Below are 24,605 nucleotides of genomic sequence, written 5' to 3'. Positions count from 1 at the left end.
AAGAAAAACGTGCGCAAAGGGTTTCCCCTTTGCGCACGTGCTGTGAGGCGTGCAGCGCCTGCGCCTGATCAGGGCGCCGGGCTGACGTTGCTAAAGGTGTTGCCGCTGGAGTTGCTGATCACCCAGAAGCTCGCCGGACTATTGGTAACCGTCACATCCTTGAAGCTGCTGTTCTTCAGGCGGCTGATGCTTGTTGCGACTTTGGCGTTGCTGATCTTCACCGTGTCGAAGACGATGTTCTCCTGGAAGGTTTCGGCATAGCCCAGCGTGGTGTCGGTGCCGGCGTAGCCGTCGACGAGGATGGGCGCGCCGCCGGCGCTGATGTTGTCCAGCGTCACGTTCTTGATGGTGATGTCGCGGAACTGCGCGCTGGCGCTGGCATTGCTGAACACATTGCTGCCAGCGCTGTAGGCAAGCGTGAAGATGAAGGCATTGGTGCTCATGTCTTTCATCGCGTTGTCGCGGAACACCACGCGCCGTGCGCCGCCACCGGTGGCCGGCGTGCTCTTCATGCGCAGGCCGTTGTCGGTGTGGTACATGACGTTGTCTTCAGCCAGGATGTCCTGGATCCAGGCGCCGGTATGGCTGCCGGCCACCACCGCGCCGTGGCCTTCGCGCATGTAGTTGTTGAAGATGCGCGCGTTCTGTTGCGGCGGCTTGTTCTCGTAGTCCTTGCCCTGGCCGGCGGCGAAGTTGACGTCGTCATCGCCGGTGTCGAAGAAGTTGTTGAACACCATGGCATTGTCGCTATTGCCGAATTCCACGCCGTCGCCGTTATTTACGTCGTAGCTCTGGCTGATGGTGTTGGCGAAAACGATGTTCTCGCTCTCGATGAACATCACGCCGTGATAGGCCGGATTGCGCAGCGTGAGGCCACCGAGGTAGATGTTCTTGACGCCACGGAAGGTGGTCAGGCTGGAGCGGCGATTGCTGTAGAGATTGCTGACGCTGCCGCTGGGCATTTCGGCCACCGCAGCCGCCATCTGGCTCTTGGCCAGCACGCCGAGCGTGTTGTAGGTGCTGGCGCTGCCGGCGGCGTATTGCGGCAGGGCCTGGCTGGCTTCGTCGGTGATGTCGCTCAAGCGATTCCAGCCATTGCCGTCGAGCACGCCCTTGCCGACGATGCGCACATTGCTGAACACGCCGCGCGTCTCGTCATAGCCCTGATGGTCGGCCAGCGCGGTGCTGCCGTTCATGTGCGCAGTGCTGAGCAGGTTGAGCAGCGAGGGCGGGCGGCGATCATCGGTGGTATTGGTGAAGAAGCTGTACAGCTGGTAACCCTTGCTGAGGGGGAAATCGCTGGCGGCGGCGGATGCGCGCAGCGTGGCGCCCTCGGCGATTTCCAGGGTCATATTGCTCTTGAGGAACAGCGCGCCGGTGACGAAGACCTTGCCGCTGGCGGCATTGGCCGGCACCAGCACCTTGCAGCCGTAGGCCGAGGTGGAGGCGGCTGCGCAGCTGTCGATGGCGTTCTGGATCACCGTGGTATTGACCGTGCTACCGTCGCCCAGCGCACCGGCGGTGGCGATGTTCACGATGTTGCTGTAGCTGGCGGCGGTCTTCTGCGTGAGGGCGACGCTGTCAGCCGATTCATTGCCGCTGGCATCGACCGCGCGTACCGTGAAGGTATAGCTGGTATCGGGCTTGAGGCCGGTGGCGGTGTAGCTGAGGTAGTGCACCTTGGTGTGGAAGTTCGCGGTATCGGCCGCATAGAAGGCGTCGATATAGGACTTCACGGGCGTCAGGCTGGCATTGGCGGAGGCGCTGCCAAGCTTGATTCCATTGAGATAGACGTTGTAGTCGGCGATATTGCTGTAGTCGCTGGGCTTCTTCCAGCTCAGGGTGATGCTGGTGTCGTCATACGCCAGCGTCGGCACGGACAGTTCGACGGGCGCCGCAACATTGCTGGCGCTTGAACTGCTGGCGGACGCGGATGCACTGCTGCTATCACTGCTGTCACCGCCACTGCATGCCCACAACAGGCTGAGCGCAAGACACAGGCTGCCGCATTGGGCAGCGAACTTGAATTTTCCCGGCATTTGTCATCCTCGTGTTTTTGTAGGTGCAGGCCTGCAATCACCCGCTGCCTCCAAATTCACACGAGTTTGCAGCGCCTGCCTTGGACTATATCAAGATCATCGCCAATAAGTTCATTGGGGTAACAAAGCATGGCAACTCGGCCGGAAAAGGCTTAGCGCGGCAGGATGAAGCTGGCCGCCTGGTGGAAATCCGGCTGCGCAGCGACGTGCTTGAGCGCCCAGTAGCTGAGTGCGCCACTGGCGGTTTCGATGACCGCAGTGAGACCGATCTGCCACGCGCTGGCCGGCGCCGGCAGCAGCGCAGCGGGAATCTGCGCGCTAAGGCTCAGCTGCTGCGCACTACGGCGCACCGCACACTGCGGCGCCAAGGCCGGCGACCAGTGCGGATCGCGCTGCCGCTCGGCGCTGAAGGCATAGGCCGCCCAGTGGCCGGAAGGGGCGAAGTTGAATTCGTGGTAGCGCGGCGCGTCGCTGAGGCCAACGAAGACTTCAAAGCAGCTGTGCTGCCACAGCCCGTCGGCAAAGCCGGCGGTGTCCTGCCAGGGTGGCAGCTTGAGGCGTTCCAGCGCTCCAGCAAGCTCGAAGTGGAGCTGCAGGCTGCCATCAGCTAGCCGCGCAGCTTGCGCGGCCAGTTGCAGCTTCTCGCTGCAGGGCGCTGCCGGATGCGCGCTGAGCGGGACCAGCGCGGAGGAATCTGCGGAAACGGGATTGAACACGGACTTGGGGCAAACAGTGGGCAAGTGCGTACTTTAGCGGCTCGGCACCGCGACGTGGCGCCGCAAAACAAAGCACCGCAGCGGAGCCCCTGAACGAGCTTCGCTGCGGCCCTTTGCGCGCCTTTTTACCGTGACGCGGGCGTGCCCGCTGCGACTTAGAAAGTCTTCAGGTAGGACAGCGTAAACACGCCTTCGGCCACATTCTTGCGCGTCCAGTTGTAGGCCGAGTCATAGTCGGCGTTGTTCACCAGACCATCCTTGTAGCGCGCATTGGTGTCGGTATAGGCCAGACCCACGACGCCATAACCGGTGTCCTTGGTGATGCCGATCTTCCAGTCGTTGTAGTTGGCGTAGCTGTTGTTCTTGACGTTCTGGTGACCGATATGGCCGATCAGGTTGATCGTCTCGTTGAGCGGGTAGGTGGCGGTGAGGTCGATGTAGTCACTGCCGCGCGAACGCGTGGCGGGCGTGGTGTCGCCCCAGCCGACGAAGTTCGGCGAAATGGCGCGGTTGTACTTCAGGGTGAGGATGTTCCAGCCCACCGAGACATAGGCTTCGGTGGTGTTGGCGGTCACCGTGTTCTGCGTCTTGTTGGAGGGCGCCTTGTTGAAGTCGCCCGGGTAGTAGTAGCGCACCACGCCGAGGTCGTAGGAGAAATCACCCAAGGTGCTGCGGTAACCGGCATAGAGGTCGATTTCGACCTTGTTGTCCTTCTGATACACATAGTCGGAGCGATTGACCCAGTTCACGGTCGACGCCCAGGTGCCGACGTACACACCGCTGGCGTGAGCGTAATCGATACCGCCTTGCAGGGCCGGGTTGTGCTGGCTCTGGCTGATGCCGCGCATGATGTAGTCGGAGACCACACCGACATTGGCGCTGAAGCTGCTGGCCGGTGCATCGTCAGCAAAGGCCGGTGCCGACAGCGCGGCGAGGATGGCGATAAGGACGGCTTTTTGTTGCATGGATTTTCTCCCTGATGGCTTACGAAAAGGATACTGCGACAACTCCAGAAACTCATTTTGACTGCGCGAGCCAGGCTCGCCAGCCGCCATATTCAGTAATGTCTTCGGCATTCGCGGTGGCGATGCCTTCGCAGACGAAACCGCAGACTTCACTACCGTCTTCAAGACTGACCTTGCCAATGCCCAGCGGTGCAGGAATGCCCGCGACGAAGCTGCCGAAGTGGCGCGCCGGCAGCGCCCACACTTCCATCGCGATGCTGGCGCCGCCTTGCTCCACACGCACCATGCCCGGCCGCTGCGGCGGGCCGCCGGCCAGCGCATAGAAACGGTACTCGGGCGCCGAGCGCACGGCACCAAGGAGGTGCGCACCGCGACTGGTGAGCTGCCAGTTCAGGGGCAGGCCACTGAGATGCGCACCGCATACCGCGACCTTGATCATCTCTTCCGTCACCAGGCGCGGCTGGGCGCCCTGTGCCGGCACATGCCCGAGCGCTCCTGCACTGAGACCGATGCTTTGCTGCCAATGGGCTGCCAGCTCTAGCAAGAATGAGTCCTGATGCGCAGGCGCGAAGAAGGTCACGCCAAAGGGCAGGCCATCGCTGCGCCAGCTCGCCGGCACGGCAATCGCCGCATAGTCGAGCAGGTTCATGAAATTGGTGTAGTAACCCAGCTGGGTATTGATGCGGATCGGGTCAGCATGCACCGCGGCAATCGTCGGGTGATAGCCCGCGGTCGGCGTGATGACCACATCGACGCTCTGCCACACCGCATCGCAACGCACCTTGAGCGCCTTGAGGCGGTACAGCGCATCGAACAGCTCCACCGCCGTGGCCTTGCCGCCGGCCAGAGTGATCTCGCGCGTCACCGGGAACACCGATTCAGGCTGGCGCTCGATGAAGTCGCGGATCGCGTGGTAACGCTCGGCCACCCAGGGGCCACCGTAGAGCAGATTGGCGGTCTCCAGGAAGGGTGCGAAATCGAGTTCGACCGGCGTGCCGCCGAGCGCTTGCAGCTTTGCCACGGCAGCGGCAAACAAGCCAGGATTTTCGCTATCGCCAAAGAAGGCCAGCTGATCCGCGCGCGGCACGCCGAAGCGGAAGCTGCGCCCGGCGACAAAGCGCTGTTCGCTGGCACGCAGCGGGCGGCTGTACGGATCTTCCGCATCGACGCCCTGTGCCACGGCGAACACCGCTGCCGCATCGCTGGCGCTCAGCGCAAAGATCGACACCGAATCGAGCGAGCGGCAAGCCGGCAGCACGCCGCGATTGGACAGCGCACCGCAGCTCGGCTTGAGGCCGACCAGATTATTGAAGGCAGCCGGCACGCGGCCGGAACCGGCGGTGTCGGTGCCCAGCGAAAAGCTGACCTGGCCCAAGGCGACTGACACCGCCGAGCCGGCACTGGAGCCGCCGGAGATGTAGTCCGGCGCGATAGCGTTGCGGCATGCGCCATACGGCGAGCGCGTGCCATTGAGGCCGGTGGCGAACTGGTCCAGATTGGTCTTGCCCAGCGGAATCGCGCCGGCGGCGATGAGCTTCTCGACCACGGTCGCGCTGCGTGCGGGCTGGTAGGCAAAGTCAGGACAAGCTGCGGTGGTCGGCAGATCGGCCAGATCGATATTGTCTTTCACCGCGAAAGGCACGCCATACAGCGGCAAGCTGGCCGGGTCTTGCGACTCCAGCAGCTCGGCCATGGACAGCAGGCGCTCCAGCGGCATCAGGCTGATCCAGGCGTGGTGATCATCGGCAGCAGCCAGCGCATGCAGATGGGCAAACAGGCGGCTGGGCTTGAGCCCCTGGCGATAGGCCGCAGCGAGTGAGACGAGGTCGAGGCTGGCGGGTAGCAGGTGCAGATCAGACATGAGCCGATGCCTCCGTCGTTTGCAGCACCAGCAGATCCTGCCCGGCGAACACCGGTGTGGCTTCGCGGCAGAGCACTTGCAGTACCTCGCCGTCGGCCGGCGCCGTAATCGAAAATTCCATTTTCATTGACTCCACAATCACCAATACATCGCCAGCCTTGACCTGCTGACCAGCTTCCACCATCAATTTCCAGATATTGCCGGGCACGTGGCTGGCGATCAGGCGAGCGCCGGGCGGCAGGTCCACCACGCCATCACCTGCAGCGGCAAGGATGTCGGCCTCGCTGATGTACTCGGCTTGTCCGGCCGCTTTCCAGCGCTCGCGCTCGGCCTCGAAAGCGGCTTGTTGGCGCGTCTTGAAGGCCGTGATGCCTTCGGCGTTGTCAGCCAGGAAGCGGCGGTAATCGGCGAGCCGGAACCTGCCTTCTTCAATGCGCAGCGCAGCGCGGCCGGCGACAAAGTCACGACGCAGCTGCAGCAGCTCCGCCTCGCTGACCGGCACGAAACGCACCTGGTCGAAGAAACGCAGCAGCCAGGGCTTGCTGAACTCTTTGGTCTGCCGCCAGCGGTTCCACATCTGCACGGTGCGGCCGACGAACTGGTAGCCGCCGGGCCCTTCCATGCCATACACGCACATGTAGGCACCGCCGATGCCGACGGCATTCTCGGGCGTCCAGGTGCGCGCCGGGTTGTACTTGGTGGTGACCAGGCGATGGCGCGGGTCCATCGGTGTGGCGACCGGCGCGCCGAGATAGACATCGCCGAGGCCGAGCACCAGATAACTGGCCTCGAACACCGTCTTGTAGACGTCATCGATCGAGTCGAGGCCATTGATGCGGCGGATGAACTCGATATTCGACGGGCACCAGGGCGCGTCCTTGCGCACCGACTGCATGTACTTTTCAATCGCCAACTGGGTCGCCGGATCGTCCCAGGACAGCGGCAGATACACCGTGCGGCTGGGCACTTCCATGTGATCGACCGAGGGCAGCTCATCTTCGGCGGCGATCAGCGCGGCGAGCAGGGCGGCGCGATCGGTGCTGCGCGCATCGAAATGCAGCTGCAACGAGCGGATGCCCGGCGTGAGGTCGATGATGCCCGGCTGCGGATGTTGCTGCAGCCAGTTCATCAGCGCCTGCACGCGGAAGCGCAGTTCGATGTCGAGCACCAGCGGGCCGTATTCGATCAGCAGGTAGGCGTCGCCCGCCTGGCGATAGACCACGCGCGGCCGCTCGCCGGCAGCAGGCAATTCAGAGAGCACAGGTGTGGTCAGCGTCTGTGGCTCAGCCGTGATCTTCAGATCGAGACTGCTGCCAGCGCGCAGGGCGGCATCCATGGCTTGCAAGCGCTGCGCGGCGGTGGCAGCGCTGACCGGCACGAAGCGCAGGGTGTCACCGGGGCGCAGCTGGCCGAGCTTCCACAGATCGGCCTGGATCACCACCGCCGGGCAGACGAAGCCGCCGAGGCTGGGGCCATCCGGGCCGAGGATCACCGGCATGTCGCCGGTGAAGTCGATGGCGCCGATGGCATAGGCATTGTCGTGAATGTTTGAAGGATGCAGGCCGGCTTCGCCACCATCAGTTCGTGCCCACTGCGGCTTGGGGCCGTTGAGGCGCACGCCGGTGCGGCTGGAGTTGTAGTGGATCTCCCAGTCGGTGGCGAAGAAGCTGGCGATGTCGGGATCGGTGAAAAAGTCCGGCGCGCCATGCGGGCCGTAGAGCACCGCCACTTCCCAGTGGTGGCCGTAAGTCGGCGGCGGCAACGCGGCAACGGCTGGCACGGTACTGCTCGGCCTGATGTGCAGCACATCACCGAGGCGCAGCGTGCGACCGGCATGGCCGCCGAACTGGCCAAGCGTGAAGGTCGACTTGCTGCCCAGGTAATCCGGCACATCGAGGCCGCCAGCAATCGCCAGATAGGTGCGGCAGCCCGCGTCGAGCACGGCGCCGATCTTCAGCACGCTGCCGGCCTTGACCGCATGCGCTTGCCAGAATGCAATTGGCATGTCATCGAGGGTCGTCGCAGTGAGCGCGCCGGTGAGGGCGATTACGGCGTCGCAATTGAAGCGCAGGCTCGGCCCGCTCATCGTGCATTCGAGCGCCGCCGCGCCTTGCGGATTGCCGACCAGGCGATTGGCGGCGCGCAGCGACACATCGTCCATCGGGCCCGAGGGCGGCACGCCGACATCCCAGTAGCCGACGCGGCCGGGCCAGTCCTGCACCGTGGTCTGCACACCGGCTTCGAGCACGTCGACCGTGGTCGGGCGGTAATCGAAACTGTTGAGATAGCGCGTGGTCTGGCGGCCGGCGCGGAACACTTCGCCGTCGAGAATCTGGCGCAGATAGGCGCGATTGGTTTCGATGCCATAGACGCGGGTAGCGTCCAGCGCAGCGATCAGCTTGTCGGTCGCCGCTTCGCGCGTTTCGGCATGCACGATGATCTTGGCGACCATCGGGTCGTAGTACGGCGGCACCTCGGAACCGGTGGCCACCGCGGTCTCGACGCGCACGCCGGCCGGGAAGCTCACTTCGCTGAGCAGGCCCGAGGAAGGCTGGAAGTTCTTGGCCGGGTCTTCGGCATACAGGCGCACCTGTATCGAGGCACCACGCGGTGCCGGCGCGGCCGCCGGCAGGCTGAAGTCGCCGGAGGCGAGCAGCACCATCCATTCGACCAGATCAACGCCCGTCACCTCTTCGGTGACGCCGTGTTCGACCTGCAAGCGCGTATTCACTTCGAGGAAGTAGAAGGCGCCGCTGCTGGCGTCCATCACGAATTCAACGGTGCCGGCCGAGCGATAAGCCACCGACTCCATCAGGCGCACCGCCGTGTCGGCGAGGCTTTGGCGCTGCGCGGCGCTGAGGCCGGGTGCCGGTGTCTCTTCGATCACCTTCTGGTTGCGGCGCTGCACCGAGCAGTCGCGCTCGCCGAGCGCCAACACGCGGCCCAGGCCGTCGCCAAAGATCTGCACCTCGATATGACGTGCGGCTTCGACGTACTTTTCGAGGTAGATGCCCGCTTCCTTGAAGTTGGCGCGCGCCAGGCGATCCACGGAGGCCCAGGCTTCAGCCAGCTCGGCTTCGGACCAGATCAGGCGCATGCCGATGCCGCCACCGCCGGCGGTGCTCTTGAGCATCACCGGGTAGCCGATGCGGGCGGCTTCGCGCCGCGAATGCTCGGCATCGTCAAGCAGGCCGCTGCCGGGCAGCAGCGGCACACCGGCTTTTTCGGCCAGTTCGCGTGCCGTGTGCTTGAGGCCGAAGGCCAGCATCTGCGCCTTGCTGGGACCGATGAAGGCAATGCCGGCAGCTTCGCAGGCGTCGGAAAAATCCGGGTTTTCGGACAGGAAGCCATAGCCCGGATGAATACCTTGGGCGCCGGTGGCTTGGGCCGCAGCGAGAATCTTGTCGGCCTTGAGGTAGCTCTCGGCAGCCGGCGCCGGGCCGATGCAGATCGCTTCGTCGGCAAGACTGACGTGCAGCGAATCGGCGTCTGCCTCGGAATACACCGCCACCGAGGCGATGCCGAGACGGCGCAGCGTGCGGATCACCCGGCAGGCGATGGCGCCACGGTTGGCAATGAGAACTTTGCTGAACATGCTGAACTCTCGCAAAAGCTGCGGGTCGTCCCGCGGAGTCTTCAGGCCGGCCGGGTCGTCCCGGACGGCCGATGAGTGGACCTGCGTGTCAGTCCCAGATCAGGAGCTGCACCGGGGTCGGGTTGTAGGCGTTGCAGGGGTTGTTGAGCTGCGGGCAGTTCGACAAGAGGCCCCACAGGTCCATCTCGGCGCGCATCTCGACGTATTTGCCGGGACCCGAGACGCCATCGGCAAAGGTGAGTTCGCCTTCAGCCGTCACCGGCACATTCATGAAGAAATTGATATTGGGTACAAGGTCGGCCTTGCTGAGACCCGAATCGGAATTCTGGATCGCGTGCAGATAATTGTCGCGGCAGCTGTGCATGAACTTCTTGGACAGCGCGTAGCGCACGGTATTGCTCTCGGCCGCGCAGGCGCCGCCCAGGGTATCGTGACGGCCGCAGGTGTCGGCAACGATGGTCAGCATCGGCCGCCCTTCGCTGGAATACAGCACGCTGCCCGTGGTGAGGTAGATACCACCCTGGCGCAGCATGGTTTCGGTGGCGCTGTAGTGCTCGTCGGTGTCGTGACGGTTGTAGAAAATCACGTCGGCGGCCTGGTTGCCTTCGAGGTCGACGATGCGCAGGGTCTGGCCCTTGCGGATCTCCCACAGGCAGGGCTCGCCGGCTGGCTGTACGCGGTTGAAGACGGCGTTCTCGGGCTGCAGTGCGCTTTCGCGGATGCGGATCGCGGCGGCTTGGCTGGTCGTAGTCATCGGTCTTCTCCTCAGGCCAGGTAGAGCATGTCGCTGTTGTGCAGGGCGCGCGCGTTCTCGGGGCGGAACTGGCGGCAGAAATCATCTTTGGCGGCGACACCGGAGCGCCACAGCGCCACACCGACTTTCTTCGGCGCATAGTCGGGCGCCGGGTCGAGCGGATGCGGCGCGCTGCTGAGGGCGAGAATCACATCCATGTCCAGACGCAGATCGACATGGGCACCGGCCGGGCAATGCGCGCTGTCGAAGACGAAGCGCCCTTCCTCATCAACCACCAGCTTGGTGAAGAAATTGACCGGCGCGATCAAGTCGCGCGCGGCGAGGCCGTACTTGCCGATCTCGATCAGCAGGCCTTCCTTGCCGGCGCGGTGCATGCTGTTGCGCGCTTCCTGGTAACGCCGCTCGCCGTATTTCTCGCTCATCCGTGCGTTATCGAGCAGCAGGCCCAGCGGGTCGTGCCAGCCCAGCGAGTCAGCGGTGATCGAGCCCATCGCGCGGCCCATGTCGCTCATCAGCACGTGGCCGCGTGTGTAGTGCGCGGTGTGCTGCGCCTTGAGCGAATCGGGCATGTTGTAGCGTTCGAGCTTTTCCAGCGCGGAGTAGAGCACCACGCTGAGGTTGGCGCCGGCCTCGATGGCCGTCAGGCGCAGCGTGGTGCCGCGCGGCAGGCGCCAGGACCAGTGTGCGCCGCCGGGAATGATCTCGGAGAACAGCACGTCGCGGTCTGCCAGATCGGGCGCGAAACTGCGCCAGTGTTCGAAGGCGTCCACGGCTTGGGCGGCGGGCATGGAGGTGGTTGTCATGCGTGTCCTTTCCTTGTTTCAGCGCGCGCTGCTGGCCGGATGCAGCGGCGGGATGACGGCTGCGAGCAGCTGCAGCTTGCCGGTCTGCACGCCACGCAGGGCGATCATTTCATTGGCAATGTCCTGCAGCAGCGTGGCCGGGCCCTGCACGAGGATCACTTCCATCAGCTGGTCGTGCGTCAGGTGCACGTGCAGGGAGCTGATCACTTCGTCGATGTGCTGGTACTGCAGGTCGGCAATCTTCTTCTGCAGACCGCGCGTGGTGCGGTCGTAGAGCAGGGTGATGGTGCCGACCATCACGTCATTGCCGAGCTTGCGTTTGTGCTCGGCCAGCTGGTAGTTGACCATGTCGCCGATGGCTTGCGAGCGGCTGTCATAGCCACGGCTCTGGACCATGTGGTCCAGCTCCTCAAGCAGCTGCGGCGGCAGGGACACACTGATCCGGCTGACCAGGGAATTGCCCTTCTCCTCCACGACCTTCTTTTCAGGTGCGGTTTTTTTGTTCATTGCCTTGTCCGGTTGTAAGAGGCTGTTCACGATCTGTAGCGAGAGGGCGTCAGCGGGCTCAGGTGGCAAATGTGGAGCAGCGCAGAAACCGGAGTGTATGTTGATACATGAGGATTTCGAGCAGCGCATGAGCCCCGATCACGGCCTCGCAGTAGGATCATGAGCAGCCTCTCAGAACATGTAGCTGTAACGGTCCACTTCCCACTTGCTCACCGACAGGTGGTAAGCCTCCCACTCTTCGCTCTTGTAGCGGATGAACTCGTCGCGCAAGCCCTTGCCCAGCACTTGCTCGACCAGCGGATCAGCGGCGAAGGCCGCAACGGCTTCCTGCAGGGTTTGCGGCAGGAAGTCGATGCCGCGTGCAGCACGTTCGGCGTCGCTGATCTCGTAGAGATTGTCTTCGTTGGGCTTGCCCGGGTCGAGCTTTTCGCGAATGCCTTCGAGGCCCGCCGCCAGTACCAGCGCTGCCGCGAGGTAGGGATTGACGGCGCCATCGGCATTGCGCGACTCGCAACGACCGCCGCCCGAGGGCACGCGGACCGAGTTGGTGCGGTTGTTCGAGCCCCAGGAATTGAACACCGGCGCCCACGAGAAGTAGCTCATCGCGCCACGGCGCACCAGGCGCTTGTAGCTGTTGACCGTCGGCGCGAACACCGCACACAGCGCACGGCCGTGCTTGAGGATGCCGGCGATGAAGTGGTAGCCCAGCTGGGTGAGGCCGATGCCATGCGGGTCGTCCTTGGGATCGCAGGCGAACAGGTTGTTGCCGCTGACCAGATCGTACAACGACATGTTGAAGTGCGCGCCATTGCCGGTCTTGTCGGCGAAAGGCTTGGGCATCATGGTCGCCAGCAGGCCTTGCTCGCGGGCGTAGTGCTTGGCCATGAAGCGGAAGAAGGTCAGGCGATCACAGGTGGTGATGGCATCCGCATACTGGAAGTCGAACTCGAACTGGCCATTGGCGTCTTCATGGTCGAAGGAATAGAGATCCCAGCCCAGACCGTTGATCGCGGTGGCCATCTTGTCCAGCCACTCGAAGCTGTTGGTGAAGCCGCGCACGTCGTAGCAGGACTTGCCGAGCTTGTCTTCGGGATCGGGCACCGAGAGCTTGCCTTGCTCGTCCTGCTTGAGCAGGAAGATTTCGCACTCGATACCGAGATTCATGCCGAAGCCGAGCTTGGCCGCTTCATCAAGCTGCATCTGCAGCGCCACGCGGGTATTGAGCGGATAGGGCTTGCCCTGGAAATGATTGTCGGCGGGAATCCAGGCAATCTTGGGCTCCCAGGGCAGCTGGATCAGGCGCGAGAAATCGGGCACCGAGGTCAGCTCGTCTTCGTTGGGCGCCTGGCCCAGACCGTCGAGGGCGTAGCCGGTGTAGCGCTCCGAACCCTTGGCCATGTGGCCCAAGTGAGCGATGGGTACGACCTTGGCCTTGGGCACGCCGTGGATGTCCACATAGGCGCCGATGCAATACTTCACGCCTTTGCTTTCGAGTTCGGCCTGCAATTTCTGTGTATCGATGGGGCTGCTCATGGTTTCTCTGCTTTGCTCTGTTGTGAATGCTCAGCGATGGCTGAGCGACTGGAAGTAGGAGTGTTCGAGTGGCGGGCTCTCGCTGCAGCCGCTGCGCACCAGTGCGCCGAGGTCTTCGACCAGCCAGTCGAACCAGACCTCGCCTTTGTCGCGGCTGGCGATGCTGGGCTTGCCGGTGACGCCGTTGAGGCTGGTGCGATTGACCGGATGGGCGAAGATGCAGCCGCAGGTGCGATCCGGATCATCTGCTTCGGCGAGCTTGTCGGGCCGCACGCCTTCAGGCGCGATGGCCAGCATGATCGAGGTTTCGGCGTCGTTGGCGTGCCAGTCGGCGGCATCGGCGAAGTGGAACTCGCGCACCCGCTCGCTGAGCGTGGCGGTGTTGATCACGGCGACCATCAGATCATCGTGTTCGGCGCGCAGCATCTCCAGCGCGCAACGCAGGGGCGCAGCATTGGTGACATGCGCATTGACGATGAACAGCCGCCGCACGCCACTGTGATAGGCCCAGTCGCCAATCTGCCGCACCAGCTCGATCAGCAGCGGCGGCGTCAGCGCGATGGTGCCGGGCCAGCGCCGGCTGTGGCCCAGCGAGCAGCCATAGGCCAGCGCCGGCAGCATCGGCACGCCAGTGTCATCAGAGACCTTGGCGCACAGCTCTTCGGCGATCACGCTGTCGACACCGCAGCCCAGGTGCGGGCCGTGCTGTTCGGTCGCACCGACCGGCAGCAGTGCAGCGTTACCGCAGGCGGCGAGCACGGCGGGGAGTTCTTCCCAGGTCAGGTCAGCCCATTTCATGGCGCTTACTCCACGTTGTCCGCAACGTCGGTGAGACGGTAGATGCTGGACTTTTCGCTGGCCTCGGCGGCGTGCTCGTCCTCGGCCACCGGCGGGTGAATCAGCTCATCCAGACGGCGTTTGGTGGCGAGGAACTCGGGGCTGGAGAACTGCGCTGCCGAACGCGGGCGCGGCACCGGCACCTCGATGAATTCCAGCACCTCGCCTGGATGCGGCTTGAGCACCAGGATGCGGTCGGCCAGGTAGATCGCCTCGTCGAGGTCGTGGGTGATGAACAGGATGGTGATGTCGATGTTGCGCCAGATGTCGAGCAAATGGCTTTGCATCTTGCTGCGCGTTTGCGCGTCGAGCGCGCCGAAGGGTTCGTCCATCAGCAGGATGCGCGGCTGGTTCACCAGCGCACGCGCAATCGCCACACGCTGGCGCATGCCGCCGGAGAGCTGGTGCGGATAGCTGTCGGCGAACTTGGTGAGGCCGACCAGCTCCAGCCATTGACGTGCGTCGCGCTCGGCGGCGTCAAATCCATGGCCGCTCATCTGCGGGCCGAACATGACATTGCGCTTGACGGTGAGCCAGGGAAACAGCGAGTAGCCCTGGAACACCATGCCACGGTCGCGCCCCGGTCCATCCACCGGCTTGCCATCGAGCAGCACTTCACCAGCGCTCTGCTTCTCCAGCCCGGCGAGGGTGCGGATCAGGGTGGACTTGCCACAACCGGAAGCGCCGATCACGCAGACGAACTCGCGGCGGTGGATCTTGAAGTTGATGTTGCGCAGTGCCTCGGTCTCGCCTTGCGCTGACTTGTAGCGCTTGTAAAGATTCTTCACCTCCAGGATCACATCGCGCTCGCGGATGCGCGCAAAGCGCTCGCGCACGGCATCGGACTGATCGAGGTAGCTGGTTTGATGGTCGCTCATGTTTTCTCAGCCTCGCTTCTGCGCCAGATCCCAGGGGAACAGCTTGCGGCCCAGCGCGGCGAGCAGCAGATCGCTGCCGAAGCCGATGATGCCGATGATGATGATTGCGGCATAGACGTTATCGAAGTGCTGGTAACGCGCCTGCTGCGTGATGAAGAAGGTGATGCCCGAGCTGGTGCCGATCAGCTCGGCAACGATCAGGTAGGTCCAGGCCCAGCCGAGCAGGATGCGCTGGTCGCGATACAGATCGGGCAGGATGCCCGGCAGCACCACGCGGGTGATCAGGCGTGCGCCACGGGTGCCCAGGGTGCGCGCCGCTTCGATGATGGTGGCATCGAGCTTGCGCGTCGTGTTGGCGATGATCAGCACCTGCTGGAAGAAGGTGCCGATGACGATGATGGCGATCTTGGGGCCATCGTAAATGCCCAGGATGGCCACCGCCAGCGCGCCGAACGCCGGTGCCGGCAGGTAGCGGAAAAACTCGATGAAGGGCTCGGTGAGCCGCGCCAGCGTGGCATAGGTGCCGGCCAGAATGCCCAGCGGCACGCCCACGATGGACGACAGCACGAAGCCCCAGAAGATGATCTGGATGCTGTGCCACAGGCTCTCGTGCAGCCAGGGCGCGCCGCGCTGCTCGGGCGCCGTGGTGAAGGCGGTGTAGAAGGCGCGCGCCACTTCATGCGGTGCCGGCAGGTAGATCGGGTTGGCCGGTCGGCCTTGCGGCAGCGCCAGGCCTTGCTCGCGCATCTGCGCTGCCTGATCGGCGAACTCGGCCTTGTCGACGAGCATGCCGGTCTGGAAGTAATCAACGCCGCCTGCCGCCTCCACCAGCACCTTGGGGTGCCAGATGAAGGGCAGATAGCTGACGGCGGCCCAGATCAGGATGGGCAGCAGGAAGGACGCCAGCAACATCAGATGGCGATTGCCCTGCAGACCCGTACCGAGGCCAAAACGTTTTAGAAAAGCGTTCATCGTTGCTGCGTCCTGATCCGGAGTGGGAACTTACTTGCCGAGAGCGAAGGAGGGGTCCAGATACGCGTCAACGTTTTCCGCCTTCGGATAGACCTTGTTGGCGACGTTGAACTTGTTCACGTTTTCGGTCGAACCGTAGAGCGAATCCAGACCCGGGCCCTTGGTGAATACCTTTTTGGCATCTTCGGAGTTCAGCAGGTGCGTGCCGTTCACGAAGACCTCGTATTCCTGCGGCGAGACGCCCGAGCGTGCCGCCATGATTTTCAGCGCGTCAGGGCGGGTAGCCGGATCCTTGATGTAGGCCACCACGCGGTCCCACACCTTGATGAATTTCTTCAGCTCTTCCTTGCGCGCCTTGGCCACGCCCGGCTGGGCCGCAAAGGTGTCGTAGATCAGGCCCGGTTCGTCGGCTGAGGTGTAGATGGCCTTGGCACCGGGTACCGCCTTGATCGCCTCGCTGGCGATGGGCTGCCAGACGCCGATCGCAGCGATGTCGGGCGCGGTGAAGACCTGCGGCAGTTCATTGGTCTTGGCATTGACGAATTTGACGTCGCTGGCCTTCAAGCCGGCCTTCTTGAGCGCGGTCACCACCAGCAGGTGGTCCACCAGGCCTTCTTCGACGGCGATCTTCTTGCCCTTCAGATCCTTGATCGATTTGATGCCCGGCTTGGCGATGATCTGGTCATTGCCCGCCGAGTAGTCGGTGACCAGGAAGATACGGCTCTTGCCGCCGCCGGAGCCGGTTACCAGCGCATCGCCATTGGTGACGCCGACGACGTCCAGCTTGCCTGCTGCAAAAGCGTCCAGAGAAGCCGAGTAGTCAAACCATTCAAATTTGACATCGACGCCCGCTTCCTTGAACCAGCCCTTGTCGAGCGCGACTTGCCAGGCGACCCAGCCCGGCCAGTCGCTGTAGCCGACTTTCAGCGGTGCAGCGGCCTGTGCACTGAGTGCGCCAGCAGCCAGAATCGCGGGAGCAAGCAGGCGCACCAAGGCCCGCTTCAGCGTAACAAGAATGGGTTTATGAGTCAGCATGATGGGGGCCCTTACCTGGTTTTAGTATTACGAACGTGTCGTCTGGTAATACTAAACAAAGCATGAACGGTGCCAGTAGCCAGCTTTTCGCGCCTGGCGGCCAGCAAAGCCTGATCCAGCCCCGGATCAGGCTTCAAAGCGCGTCAAAACGAGATCTGGAGAGAGGCGCCAGAGCACCAGCGCAGTGCAGAATCTGGGCTTGACGCACAAAACCAAGGCCGCCCCACGCGCTACAAAAGCAGCCCCGCGTGCGCAGGAACAGCGCCGCAAAGCAGCCGATGAAACAAGAACTCCCGCCAGCCTTGGGTGCAGTATTTGCTTGACTGCAATGCTCATTCGGGACGACCCGAACAGCGCTGACCCCTCGGTCATCCCGCTGAACACCCCTGGACGGCCAGCTCATTTCCAGAGGAACCGTTCATGCCGAGCAGTAGCACCAAAGCCAAACACACTGACTTCAAACAGCTCCCTGTCGTCGATATCAGCGGGCTGTATGCCGATGATCCCGTGGTCCGCCAGCAGGCCGCCGAACAACTCGGGACGGCCGCCCGCGATGCCGGCTTTCTCTATGTCACCGGCCACGCCGTACCGCAGTCGCTGATCGACAATCTGCTCAGGCTGACCAAGGACTATTTCGCGCAGGACCTGGACGCGAAGATGCAGGACTACATCGGCCAGTCCAGCAATCACAGTGGCTATGTCCCGCAGGGCGAAGAGCAGTTCTACGGCGCCAAGCCGGACTTCAAGGAAGCCTACGATGTGGGCTTCGATCTGGGCGAGTTTCCTGCCGACCTGCAGGCGGCCAGGCAGCGGCCGATGCTCGGCGCCAATCAGTGGTCGGCGTTTCCCGGCTTCAAAACCCATGTCAGCGCTTACTACAAAGCGGTTTATGACTTGAGCCGTGTGCTGTTTCGCGGCTTCGCACTGGCCCTCGGTCTGGAAGAGGACAACCTGCTGCGCCTGGTGAGCACGCCGCCGAGCCAGCTGCGCCTGATCCACTATCCCTACAACCCGGCGATTGCCGCTGAACGGCCCGGCATCGGCGAACACACGGACTACGAGTGCTTCACGATCCTGCTGCCCACGACCGGCGGGCTGGAAGTGCAGAACGGCGCCAATGAATGGATCCCGGCACCGGTTGTGCCCGGCGCTTTCGTGATCAACATCGGCGACATGCTGGAAATACTTTCCAATGGCCGCTTCGTGGCGACCAAGCACCGCGTCCGCAAAGTGCCCGAAGAGCGCTATTCATTCCCGCTGTTCTGCGCCTGCGACTACGACACGGTGATTGCGCCGCTGCCTGAATTGCTGCCCGCAGACGGTCACAGCGACTACGCGCCGCAAATCTGCGGCCAGCACCTCTACGCGCAGACGATGCAGACCTTCAAGTATTTGCGCACGCGCCTGGAACAGGGCGAGCTGGCGCTGCCCGATGGCGCCTTGCCGCTGTCTTCCTTTGGCCCCAAGACGAGGTGAGATGATGAATCTGCAAACACTGCTCGCGTCTCGCCCCTGGCGTGCCCCGCAAGGCATGCCGGACTGGATGATGGGATTCTGGAAACGCTACTCGATCAGCTTCGCGGACGGCCGTAGCGACCTGAAAACCCATGTCTGCTGGCTGCAGAGCCGCAACTTCACCATCGATCTGCGCCTGCCGCAGCTGAGCGACCAAGTCATCCACAAGAAGGCCTGGGCGGAGTACTCGGCGGCGGAGCTGGCGGTCCTCGCCGATTACGAGGGCTGGCTCGCGCCCTCGAGCTGGGACGGCCGGATCCTGCAATGGCACGCGGCAGAAGCCTCCCTGCAGCGCCACAACCGCTGGCCGGAGCCTGCCCAACTGCAGCGCATCGGCAACTGCATGATGGAGTTCTGCCCCAGCAATGCCTATGTCGAAGACTGGCGCTTGCAGGCCTCGGTGCCCGGCCCCCTGATCGGTCTGCGTCTGCTCGAAGAGCGCAGCCTCGCCACGGCTCAGCGACGCCATCGCGGCGGTGGTCTGATCGTCTGTGGCGACTATGCCGCACTGGTGCTGGGCCGAGCGCACAGCGTCGACAGCACGCAGCCACTCAAACCCGAGGTACTGGCCGCAGTCGGGCAACAAGACAAGCTGGCGGCGCTGCTCGACTTTGAAACCTCGGTCGCCAAGGGCTCGCTGTCGCGCGGTTACGAGGTCATCCTCAGCAGCCGGCCGGGACGCATGGGACAGGCCCTGCTTTCGCTTGAGGGCTTCGCCTTCGGGCCGGATCAGGCCGATGGCACACCGAGCCTCGTGCAGCGCTTTGCGGACGAACACGGGGAATGGGAACGCGTATTTGTCGTCGATACCCTGGAAACGCGCCTGGCGTTCTCGCCGACCACGCCCTGGCAAGCCGAAGCGCAGGCCTGGTACAGCCAGGAAGCCGCCACCCTGGGCCGCTACCTGCAACAGCTCTACTGAGCACGGCGGCGTGATGCAGATGCATCACGCCGCACGCAGTGTTGACCACCTCACTTGCGCGCTGGCGCGGCTGAGCTGGCCGATTCGCTTACTTGCCGAACGTGAAGGACGGGTCCAGATAGGAGTCGATGTTTTCCGCCTTCGGATAGACCTTGTTGGCCACGTTGAACTCGTTGACGATCTTGGTCGAGCCGTAGAGCGACTTGAAGTCATTACCCTTGACGTAGATCTTCTTGCCGTCTTCGATGCTCAGGAAGTGCGTCCCCTTGAGGAGCGGCAGGTAATCGGCCGGCGACACACCCGAGCGGGCCGCCATGATCTTCACCGCATCGGGCTGGGTCTTCGGGTCATTGATGTAGGCCACCACCTTGTCCCAGACCTTGAGCATCTTCGCCCAGTCGGCCTTGCGCGACTTGGCGCTGCCCGGATTGACCGCCAGCACGTCGTAGATCAGGCCCGGTTCATCGGCCGAGGTATAGATCGGACGCGAACCCGGCACCGCCTTGAGGGCTTCGCCTGACACCGGCTGCCAAGCGCCGCCGGCTGCGATATCGCTGGAGGCGAAGACTTGCGGCACTTCATTGGTCTTGGCGTTCACCAGGGTGACATCGCTCTCCTTGAGGCCGGCTTTCTTCAGGCCATTGACCAGCAGCAGGTGCTCGACCAGGCCGACTTCCACGGCGACCTTCTTGCCCTTGAGATCCTTGAGCGACTTGATGCCCGGCTTGGCGAAGATCATGTCATTGCCGTTGGAGTAGTCGGTGAGCATCAGCATGATGCTCTTGCCGCCACCCGAGCCGGTGACCAGGGCGTCGCCATTGGTCATCGTCACCGCGTCGAGCTTGCCGGCCGCAAAGGCCTCCATCGAGGCGGAGTAGTCGAACCATTCGAACTTCACGTCGACGCCGGCTTCCTTGAACCAGCCCTTTTCAATCGCCACCTGCCAGGCCACCCAGCCCGGCCAGTCGCTGTAACCGACTTTCAGGGGCGCCGCCTGGGCGCCCAGCGAGGCGGCCGCGAGGGCCGCCGGGAACAACAGTTTTGCGACAAAACACTTCAAGGTGCTACTCAAGGACTTGTGATTCACGGGGAACTCCTCATTGTCGGGTTTCGTATTACCAATACAGATAAACGTAATACTCACGACAACGAAGCATGAACGGTGCCACAGCCTGTGTCTTCAATTAAGTGGGTGTTTACAAACTATTTTTTTGAAAACACAGGGAGGTCTTTGCGCACCAGGCAGGCTCAGAGAAGTCCGCTAAACGAGGTGCCCGGCACTCTATCTGTGCAGGCTGCGCGTGCTGGCGGCGAGCATGGGGACTCAAGAAGAGACGTGCCCGGCCGATAGAGGATGAAAGCTGCATGCCCCTGGCAGCATCTGCATCGGGGCGACAAAACCCCGGAAGCGGTCACCCGATAACAAGAAGCTTATGCCCCTGCATGCCACATCACGATTCCGCCTGCTCGCGCTAGGCCTTGGCCTGGTCGCGGCCTGCCATGCTCCTGCGGGGCGTGCTGGCGAGAGTGCGGGCGATGAATTCTCGATTCGCGGCTTCGGCACGCTGGGCATGGCGCGCTCGACCAATGGCGAGGCACAGTTCACGCGCGACCTCTCGCAACCCCACGGTGCAGGAACAAGCTGGTCGCCGCGCATCGACAGCAGCCTCGGCGTACAGGCCAACTGGCTTGCCTCGCCCAGCATCGAGCTGGTCGGGCAGGCGCTTAGCAAGTACCACGCCGATGGCAGCTTCGCGCCCCAGCTGTCACTGGGCTTCGCCAAGTGGTCGCCCGATGCACGCACGCAAATCCGGGCCGGCCGCATCGGTGCCGATTTCCTGATGTTCGCCGACTCGCGCAGCATCGGCTACTCCTACCTGCCGGTCAGGCCGCCGGTCGAGTATTTCGGTCAACTGTTCTTCTCGGCGATGGACGGCGCCGACATCAGCCTGAGCTTTCCACTCGAATCCCAGGTCCTGCAGGCCAAGCTGTTCGCCGGGCGCTTGCATGAGCAAGCTCCCTCGGCACTGGGCATGTGGGACACCAGCGGCTCGAAGATCGCCGGCATCATCCTCAGCACGCAAATGGACGCCCTGCAGCTGCGCGGCAGTGTCACCAATCTGCGTTTCTCGCACAACCACGACCTGGCCGGTTTCGACCAGACCTTGCGGCAGATCGGCACAGCCTATGGCTATGACACGGCGATCACCGCCGCCAATGCACTGGGTACCAAGGGCACCAACAGCACCTATTATTCCGCTGGCTTTGTCTATGACGATGGCCCCCTGCTGCTGCAGGCGATGTTCAACTACATCCGCCACCAGACCAATCTGTTTCAGAACTCGACGGCGGCGTATTTCCTCGCGGGCTACCGGGTGCATTCGCTGACGCCCTACCTCGGTTATTCGCAGGTGCACAGCAATCGCCGCTACAGCAGCTCGGGGCTGCCGGACACGGCGGCCTTTGCGGCAGTCAACGAAGCCTACGAATCAGTGATTGCCAGCAGCACCCTGCAGCAGCATACCTTCACGACCGGCCTGCGCTGGGACCTGCAACGCAATCTGGCGCTCAAGCTGCAATGGGACGCCGTGCGTGGCAAGCCGCGTTCGCGCTTCCTGGTGTCACATCCTTCAGCAAGCTGGAATGGCAAGACGGATGTGTTCAGTGTCACGCTGGACTTCCTGTTCTGAGGCGCACGCAATGTACAGCCTGCTCCGCGCCGCCCTGCTGATCGCCCTGTTATGCCTGGCACTTCCGGCCAGAGCGCAGCTGGTGGTGATCGTCAATGCGGCGGCGGGCGTCGAGCAGCTGAGCAAGGCCCAGGTGATCAATATCTTCCTCGGTCGCAATCGCGAATACAGCAATGGCCAGAGTGCCGTGCCGCTCGACCTGCCAGCCTCCTCACCGGACAAGGCGCTGTTCTATCGCAATCTGGTCAACAAGGACCTTGAACAGATGGATGCCTACTGGGCGCGCCTGGTGTTTGCGGGTAATACCTCGCCACCGCGTCTGGCGCTCTCTGCGCTCGATGCGGTCCAGCAAGTCAGCACCAATCCGGGCGCTATTGCCTACGTTGAGCGCAAGGACGTCAACTCCTCGCGGGTACGCATCGTCTTCAGCGTTGGGGGCGTGAACAATTGAAGCCCTATCGACGAGGGGTTTGAGAGATGCCCCGGAGACCATTGCGCACACGGCTGAACATGCGTTCCCTGCGTAACAGCCTGCGCCTGCGTACGCTGCTGATTGTTGGCGGCACGGCCGTGCTGACGGCCGCGCTGTTCATCATGATCACCCTGTCGATCACCCAGCGGCAGATGGAGCAGCAAGCGCGTGCAAGCCTGGATGAGCTGATCGATGCAATGAGCTCGATGGCCAGCATCGCCTGCTTTGCCCAGGACGTGACCCTGGCCAACGAAACCGCGCAGTCTTTCCTCAAAAGCAGCGCGGTGGCCCGCGTCAGCATCAGTGCCGGCAACTCCGTACTGGCTTTGGCTACGCGCCCTGATGCGCAGATTTCGGCGGCCGACATCCAGCGCAGCATCACGCGCCAGGTCTCTTCACCCTTCAACGAAGGTGAGGAAGTCGGTCAGGTCCGCCTGACCCCGAACTGGCCGGAGATCAATCGCCGCATCGAACGCATGGTGCGCTACGGTGCGGGCATGATGGTCGCCCTCGCCTGCTGCCTGGTCGGCGCCGTGGCGCTATCCATCGGCGTGTTGGTGATCCAGCCGGTGAAAAACATTTCCGACCAGCTGCATGCCCTCGATGCAGCCGAAGGCGGCATGCTCGGCCAGCCCCTGCACCACGAAGACAATGAGCTGGGCCGCTTGGTGCTGGACATCAATGCGCTGCTGGGGCGCTTTCGCAGCGCGCTGCAACTCAAGCACGAAATGCATCTGGCGCAGGTGCTGCACGAGCGCACCCGCCTGTCAGCCGCGGTGTTCGAGCACAGCCAGGAAGGCATCATCATCACCGATGCCGATAATCGCATCGTCACCGTCAATGAAGCCTTCAGCCAGATCACTGGCTACAGCACGGATGAAGCCGTTGGCCAATCGCCCAACTTCATTGCCTCGGGCCGCCATGACAAGGACTTCTACGCGCAGATGTGGGCCTCGATCCTCGGCACCGGGCACTGGAAGGGCGAGCTGTGGAACCGTGACAAGCAAGGCGAGATCCGGCCCTACTGGTACAGCATCAGCGTCGTGCGCGACAACGGCGGCGCCATCGCCAACTATGTGGCGATCTTCTCCGACATCACCGAGCATCGCCTGGCGCTGCAGCGCATCGAGTTCCTCGCCCATCACGACACGCTGACCAATCTGCCCAACCGGGTGCTGACCCTGGACCGCTTCCAGCATGCCAGCGCCACGGCGCGACGCGACGGCACCGGTGTCGCCCTGCTCTACATCGATCTGGACAACTTCAAGTACGTTAATGATTCCTTCGGCCACAAAGCCGGTGACCAGCTGCTGAAGATCGCCGCCGAGCGCCTCAAGCAGCAAGTCCGCGAAACCGATACGGTGTCGCGCCAGGGCGGTGATGAGTTCCTGGTGATCCTGCCGAACGTGGCCGACGAAGCCGTGGTGTTGCGCATTGCCGCGGGCATACTCGAAGCGCTGGCCAGGTCTTTCGAGATCGAAGGTCATGCTCTGGGCATTTCCGCGAGTATCGGCATCACCCTGTTCCCGCAACATGGCAAGGACTTCGACACCCTGCTCAAGAACGCCGATGCGGCCATGTACGCTGCCAAGGCGGCCGGCAAGAATACCTGTCGGCAGTTCACCGAAGACATGAATGTCGACGCGCTGGACAAACTCAAGCTCAAGGCACTGCTGGGAACAGCCATCGAAAACGACGAGTTCCGCCTGGTGTTCCAGCCGCAGATCAATATCGAGACCAAGGCCATCGTCGGCGCCGAAGCGCTGATCCGCTGGCGCCATCCGGAACAAGGCGAAATATCACCGGCGCGCTTCATCCCGCTGGCCGAAGAGTCGGGCCTGATCGTGCCGATTGGCCGCTGGGTGATTGAGGAAGCCTGTCGCCAGGGCAAGCAGTGGTTCGATGCCGGCCTTGGGCCCTTTGTTGTCGCCGTCAATGTTTCGGCGCAGCAATTCAACAACGGCGACATTCTCGGCCTGGTGGAGGAGATCCTCTACGGCACCGGTTTTCCGGCGCACTACCTGGAACTTGAGTTCACCGAATCCGGCCTGCTCAATGACATCTGCCATTCCATCTCGACCATCGAGCAGCTCAAGAGCCTGGGCGTCAAACTGGCCATCGACGACTTTGGCACCGGCTATTCCAGCCTCAGCTACCTCAAGCAGTTCAAGGTCGAGAAGCTGAAGATTGATCAGTCTTTCGTGCGTGATATCGGCGTCAATGCCGAGAGTCTGGAAATCATCCGCGCCATCATCCAGCTGGGCAAGACCTTGCGTCTCGAGGTGATTGCCGAAGGGGTGGAAACCGAAAATCAGCTGCAGACCCTGCGCGCGCTCGATTGTAACGAGGCCCAGGGCTACCTCATCAGCAAGCCCTTGCCCGCTGCCGATTGGATGGCTTTTTATCAGAGCTGGATGGCACGGCACGGCATGCCCTCCGGCAGCGTGGCTCCGTCTCCACAGCAGCCGGTCTGAACAGTGGTCTGTGCAGCAAAATTAGCGCAGCCATCAA

The 24,605-nt window shown here is 63.0% G+C and carries 19 protein-coding genes; 5 read left to right on the top strand and 14 right to left on the bottom strand.

The annotated features are described in order from the left end of the window. Nucleotides 1-68 precede the first annotated feature (68 nt). The 13 genes from ABDB84_RS09385 to ABDB84_RS09325 all read right to left on the bottom strand — a co-directional run bounded on the left by ABDB84_RS09385 (nt 69) and on the right by ABDB84_RS09325 (nt 16,495). Complete coding sequence (locus ABDB84_RS09385; protein ID WP_345919459.1) at nt 69-2,039, bottom strand: glycosyl hydrolase family 28 protein; 1,971 nt, start codon at nt 2,037-2,039, stop codon at nt 69-71. Between the two features lie 152 nt (nt 2,040-2,191). Then, nucleotides 2,192-2,755 (bottom strand): DOMON-like domain-containing protein, encoded by a 564-nt coding sequence (locus tag ABDB84_RS09380; protein WP_345919458.1) that lies wholly within the window; start codon nt 2,753-2,755, stop codon nt 2,192-2,194. Nucleotides 2,756-2,910: 155 nt separating this feature from the next. Next, complete coding sequence (locus ABDB84_RS09375; RefSeq protein WP_345919457.1) at nt 2,911-3,720, bottom strand: TorF family putative porin; 810 nt, start codon at nt 3,718-3,720, stop codon at nt 2,911-2,913. A 52-nt stretch (nt 3,721-3,772) separates the two neighbouring features. Next, nucleotides 3,773-5,581, bottom strand: coding sequence for an allophanate hydrolase (gene atzF, locus ABDB84_RS09370; protein ID WP_345919456.1), 1,809 nt, complete (start codon nt 5,579-5,581; stop codon nt 3,773-3,775). Further along, nucleotides 5,574-9,176, bottom strand: a complete 3,603-nt coding sequence (uca, locus tag ABDB84_RS09365; RefSeq protein WP_345919455.1) for an urea carboxylase — start codon at nt 9,174-9,176, stop codon at nt 5,574-5,576. Before uca ends, atzF begins: the two co-directional genes overlap by 8 nt. 88 nt (nt 9,177-9,264) lie before the next feature. Beyond that, nucleotides 9,265-9,930: an urea amidolyase associated protein UAAP2 gene (locus ABDB84_RS09360; protein WP_345919454.1), complete on the bottom strand. Its 666-nt coding sequence runs from the start codon at nt 9,928-9,930 to the stop codon at nt 9,265-9,267. An 11-nt stretch (nt 9,931-9,941) separates the two neighbouring features. After that, nucleotides 9,942-10,733, bottom strand: a complete 792-nt coding sequence (locus ABDB84_RS09355; RefSeq protein WP_345919453.1) for an urea amidolyase associated protein UAAP1 — start codon at nt 10,731-10,733, stop codon at nt 9,942-9,944. An 18-nt stretch (nt 10,734-10,751) separates the two neighbouring features. Next, nucleotides 10,752-11,240, bottom strand: coding sequence for a nickel-responsive transcriptional regulator NikR (gene nikR / locus ABDB84_RS09350; protein ID WP_345919452.1), 489 nt, complete (start codon nt 11,238-11,240; stop codon nt 10,752-10,754). Nucleotides 11,241-11,411: 171 nt separating this feature from the next. Then, nucleotides 11,412-12,773: a type III glutamate--ammonia ligase gene (gene glnT, locus ABDB84_RS09345; protein ID WP_345919451.1), complete on the bottom strand. Its 1,362-nt coding sequence runs from the start codon at nt 12,771-12,773 to the stop codon at nt 11,412-11,414. A gap of 30 nt (nt 12,774-12,803) precedes the next feature. After that, complete coding sequence (locus ABDB84_RS09340) at nt 12,804-13,571, bottom strand: creatininase family protein (RefSeq protein WP_345919450.1); 768 nt, start codon at nt 13,569-13,571, stop codon at nt 12,804-12,806. 5 nt (nt 13,572-13,576) lie between these two features. Further along, nucleotides 13,577-14,488, bottom strand: a complete 912-nt coding sequence (locus tag ABDB84_RS09335) for an ABC transporter ATP-binding protein (protein WP_345919449.1) — start codon at nt 14,486-14,488, stop codon at nt 13,577-13,579. 6 nt (nt 14,489-14,494) lie between these two features. Then, nucleotides 14,495-15,460: an ABC transporter permease gene (locus ABDB84_RS09330; protein WP_345919448.1), complete on the bottom strand. Its 966-nt coding sequence runs from the start codon at nt 15,458-15,460 to the stop codon at nt 14,495-14,497. Between the two features lie 30 nt (nt 15,461-15,490). Continuing rightward, nucleotides 15,491-16,495: an ABC transporter substrate-binding protein gene (locus tag ABDB84_RS09325; protein WP_345919447.1), complete on the bottom strand. Its 1,005-nt coding sequence runs from the start codon at nt 16,493-16,495 to the stop codon at nt 15,491-15,493. Nucleotides 16,496-16,915: 420 nt separating this feature from the next. On the opposite strand from ABDB84_RS09325, the gene ABDB84_RS09320 reads away from it, so the two are divergent. Then, nucleotides 16,916-17,971, top strand: coding sequence for an isopenicillin N synthase family dioxygenase (locus ABDB84_RS09320; RefSeq protein WP_345919446.1), 1,056 nt, complete (start codon nt 16,916-16,918; stop codon nt 17,969-17,971). A gap of 1 nt (nt 17,972) precedes the next feature. Then, nucleotides 17,973-18,932, top strand: a complete 960-nt coding sequence (locus ABDB84_RS09315; protein WP_345919445.1) for a hypothetical protein — start codon at nt 17,973-17,975, stop codon at nt 18,930-18,932. Nucleotides 18,933-19,020: 88 nt separating this feature from the next. Here ABDB84_RS09315 and ABDB84_RS09310 read toward each other — a convergent pair whose 3' ends face one another. Beyond that, nucleotides 19,021-20,019: an ABC transporter substrate-binding protein gene (locus tag ABDB84_RS09310; protein ID WP_345919444.1), complete on the bottom strand. Its 999-nt coding sequence runs from the start codon at nt 20,017-20,019 to the stop codon at nt 19,021-19,023. A 346-nt stretch (nt 20,020-20,365) separates the two neighbouring features. On the opposite strand from ABDB84_RS09310, the gene ABDB84_RS09305 reads away from it, so the two are divergent. The 3 genes from ABDB84_RS09305 to ABDB84_RS09295 are packed head-to-tail and all read left to right on the top strand — an operon-like array spanning nt 20,366 to nt 24,568. Beyond that, entirely contained in the window at nt 20,366-21,622 is a 1,257-nt protein-coding gene (locus tag ABDB84_RS09305) for a hypothetical protein (protein ID WP_345919443.1), read from the top strand. 10 nt (nt 21,623-21,632) lie between these two features. Then, the gene (locus ABDB84_RS09300) at nt 21,633-22,073 is read left to right on the top strand and encodes a hypothetical protein (protein ID WP_345919442.1); all 441 of its coding nucleotides are present in this window, start codon (nt 21,633-21,635) and stop codon (nt 22,071-22,073) included. 59 nt (nt 22,074-22,132) lie between these two features. Then, entirely contained in the window at nt 22,133-24,568 is a 2,436-nt protein-coding gene (locus ABDB84_RS09295) for a putative bifunctional diguanylate cyclase/phosphodiesterase (protein WP_345919441.1), read from the top strand. The last annotated feature ends 37 nt before the right edge of the window (nt 24,569-24,605 follow it).

Origin of the sequence: Uliginosibacterium sediminicola, from assembly GCF_039631295.1 — a bacterium.
Taxonomy (GTDB): domain Bacteria; phylum Pseudomonadota; class Gammaproteobacteria; order Burkholderiales; family Rhodocyclaceae; genus Viridibacterium; species Viridibacterium sediminicola.
This window is presented reverse-complemented; position numbering and strand designations above follow the sequence as displayed.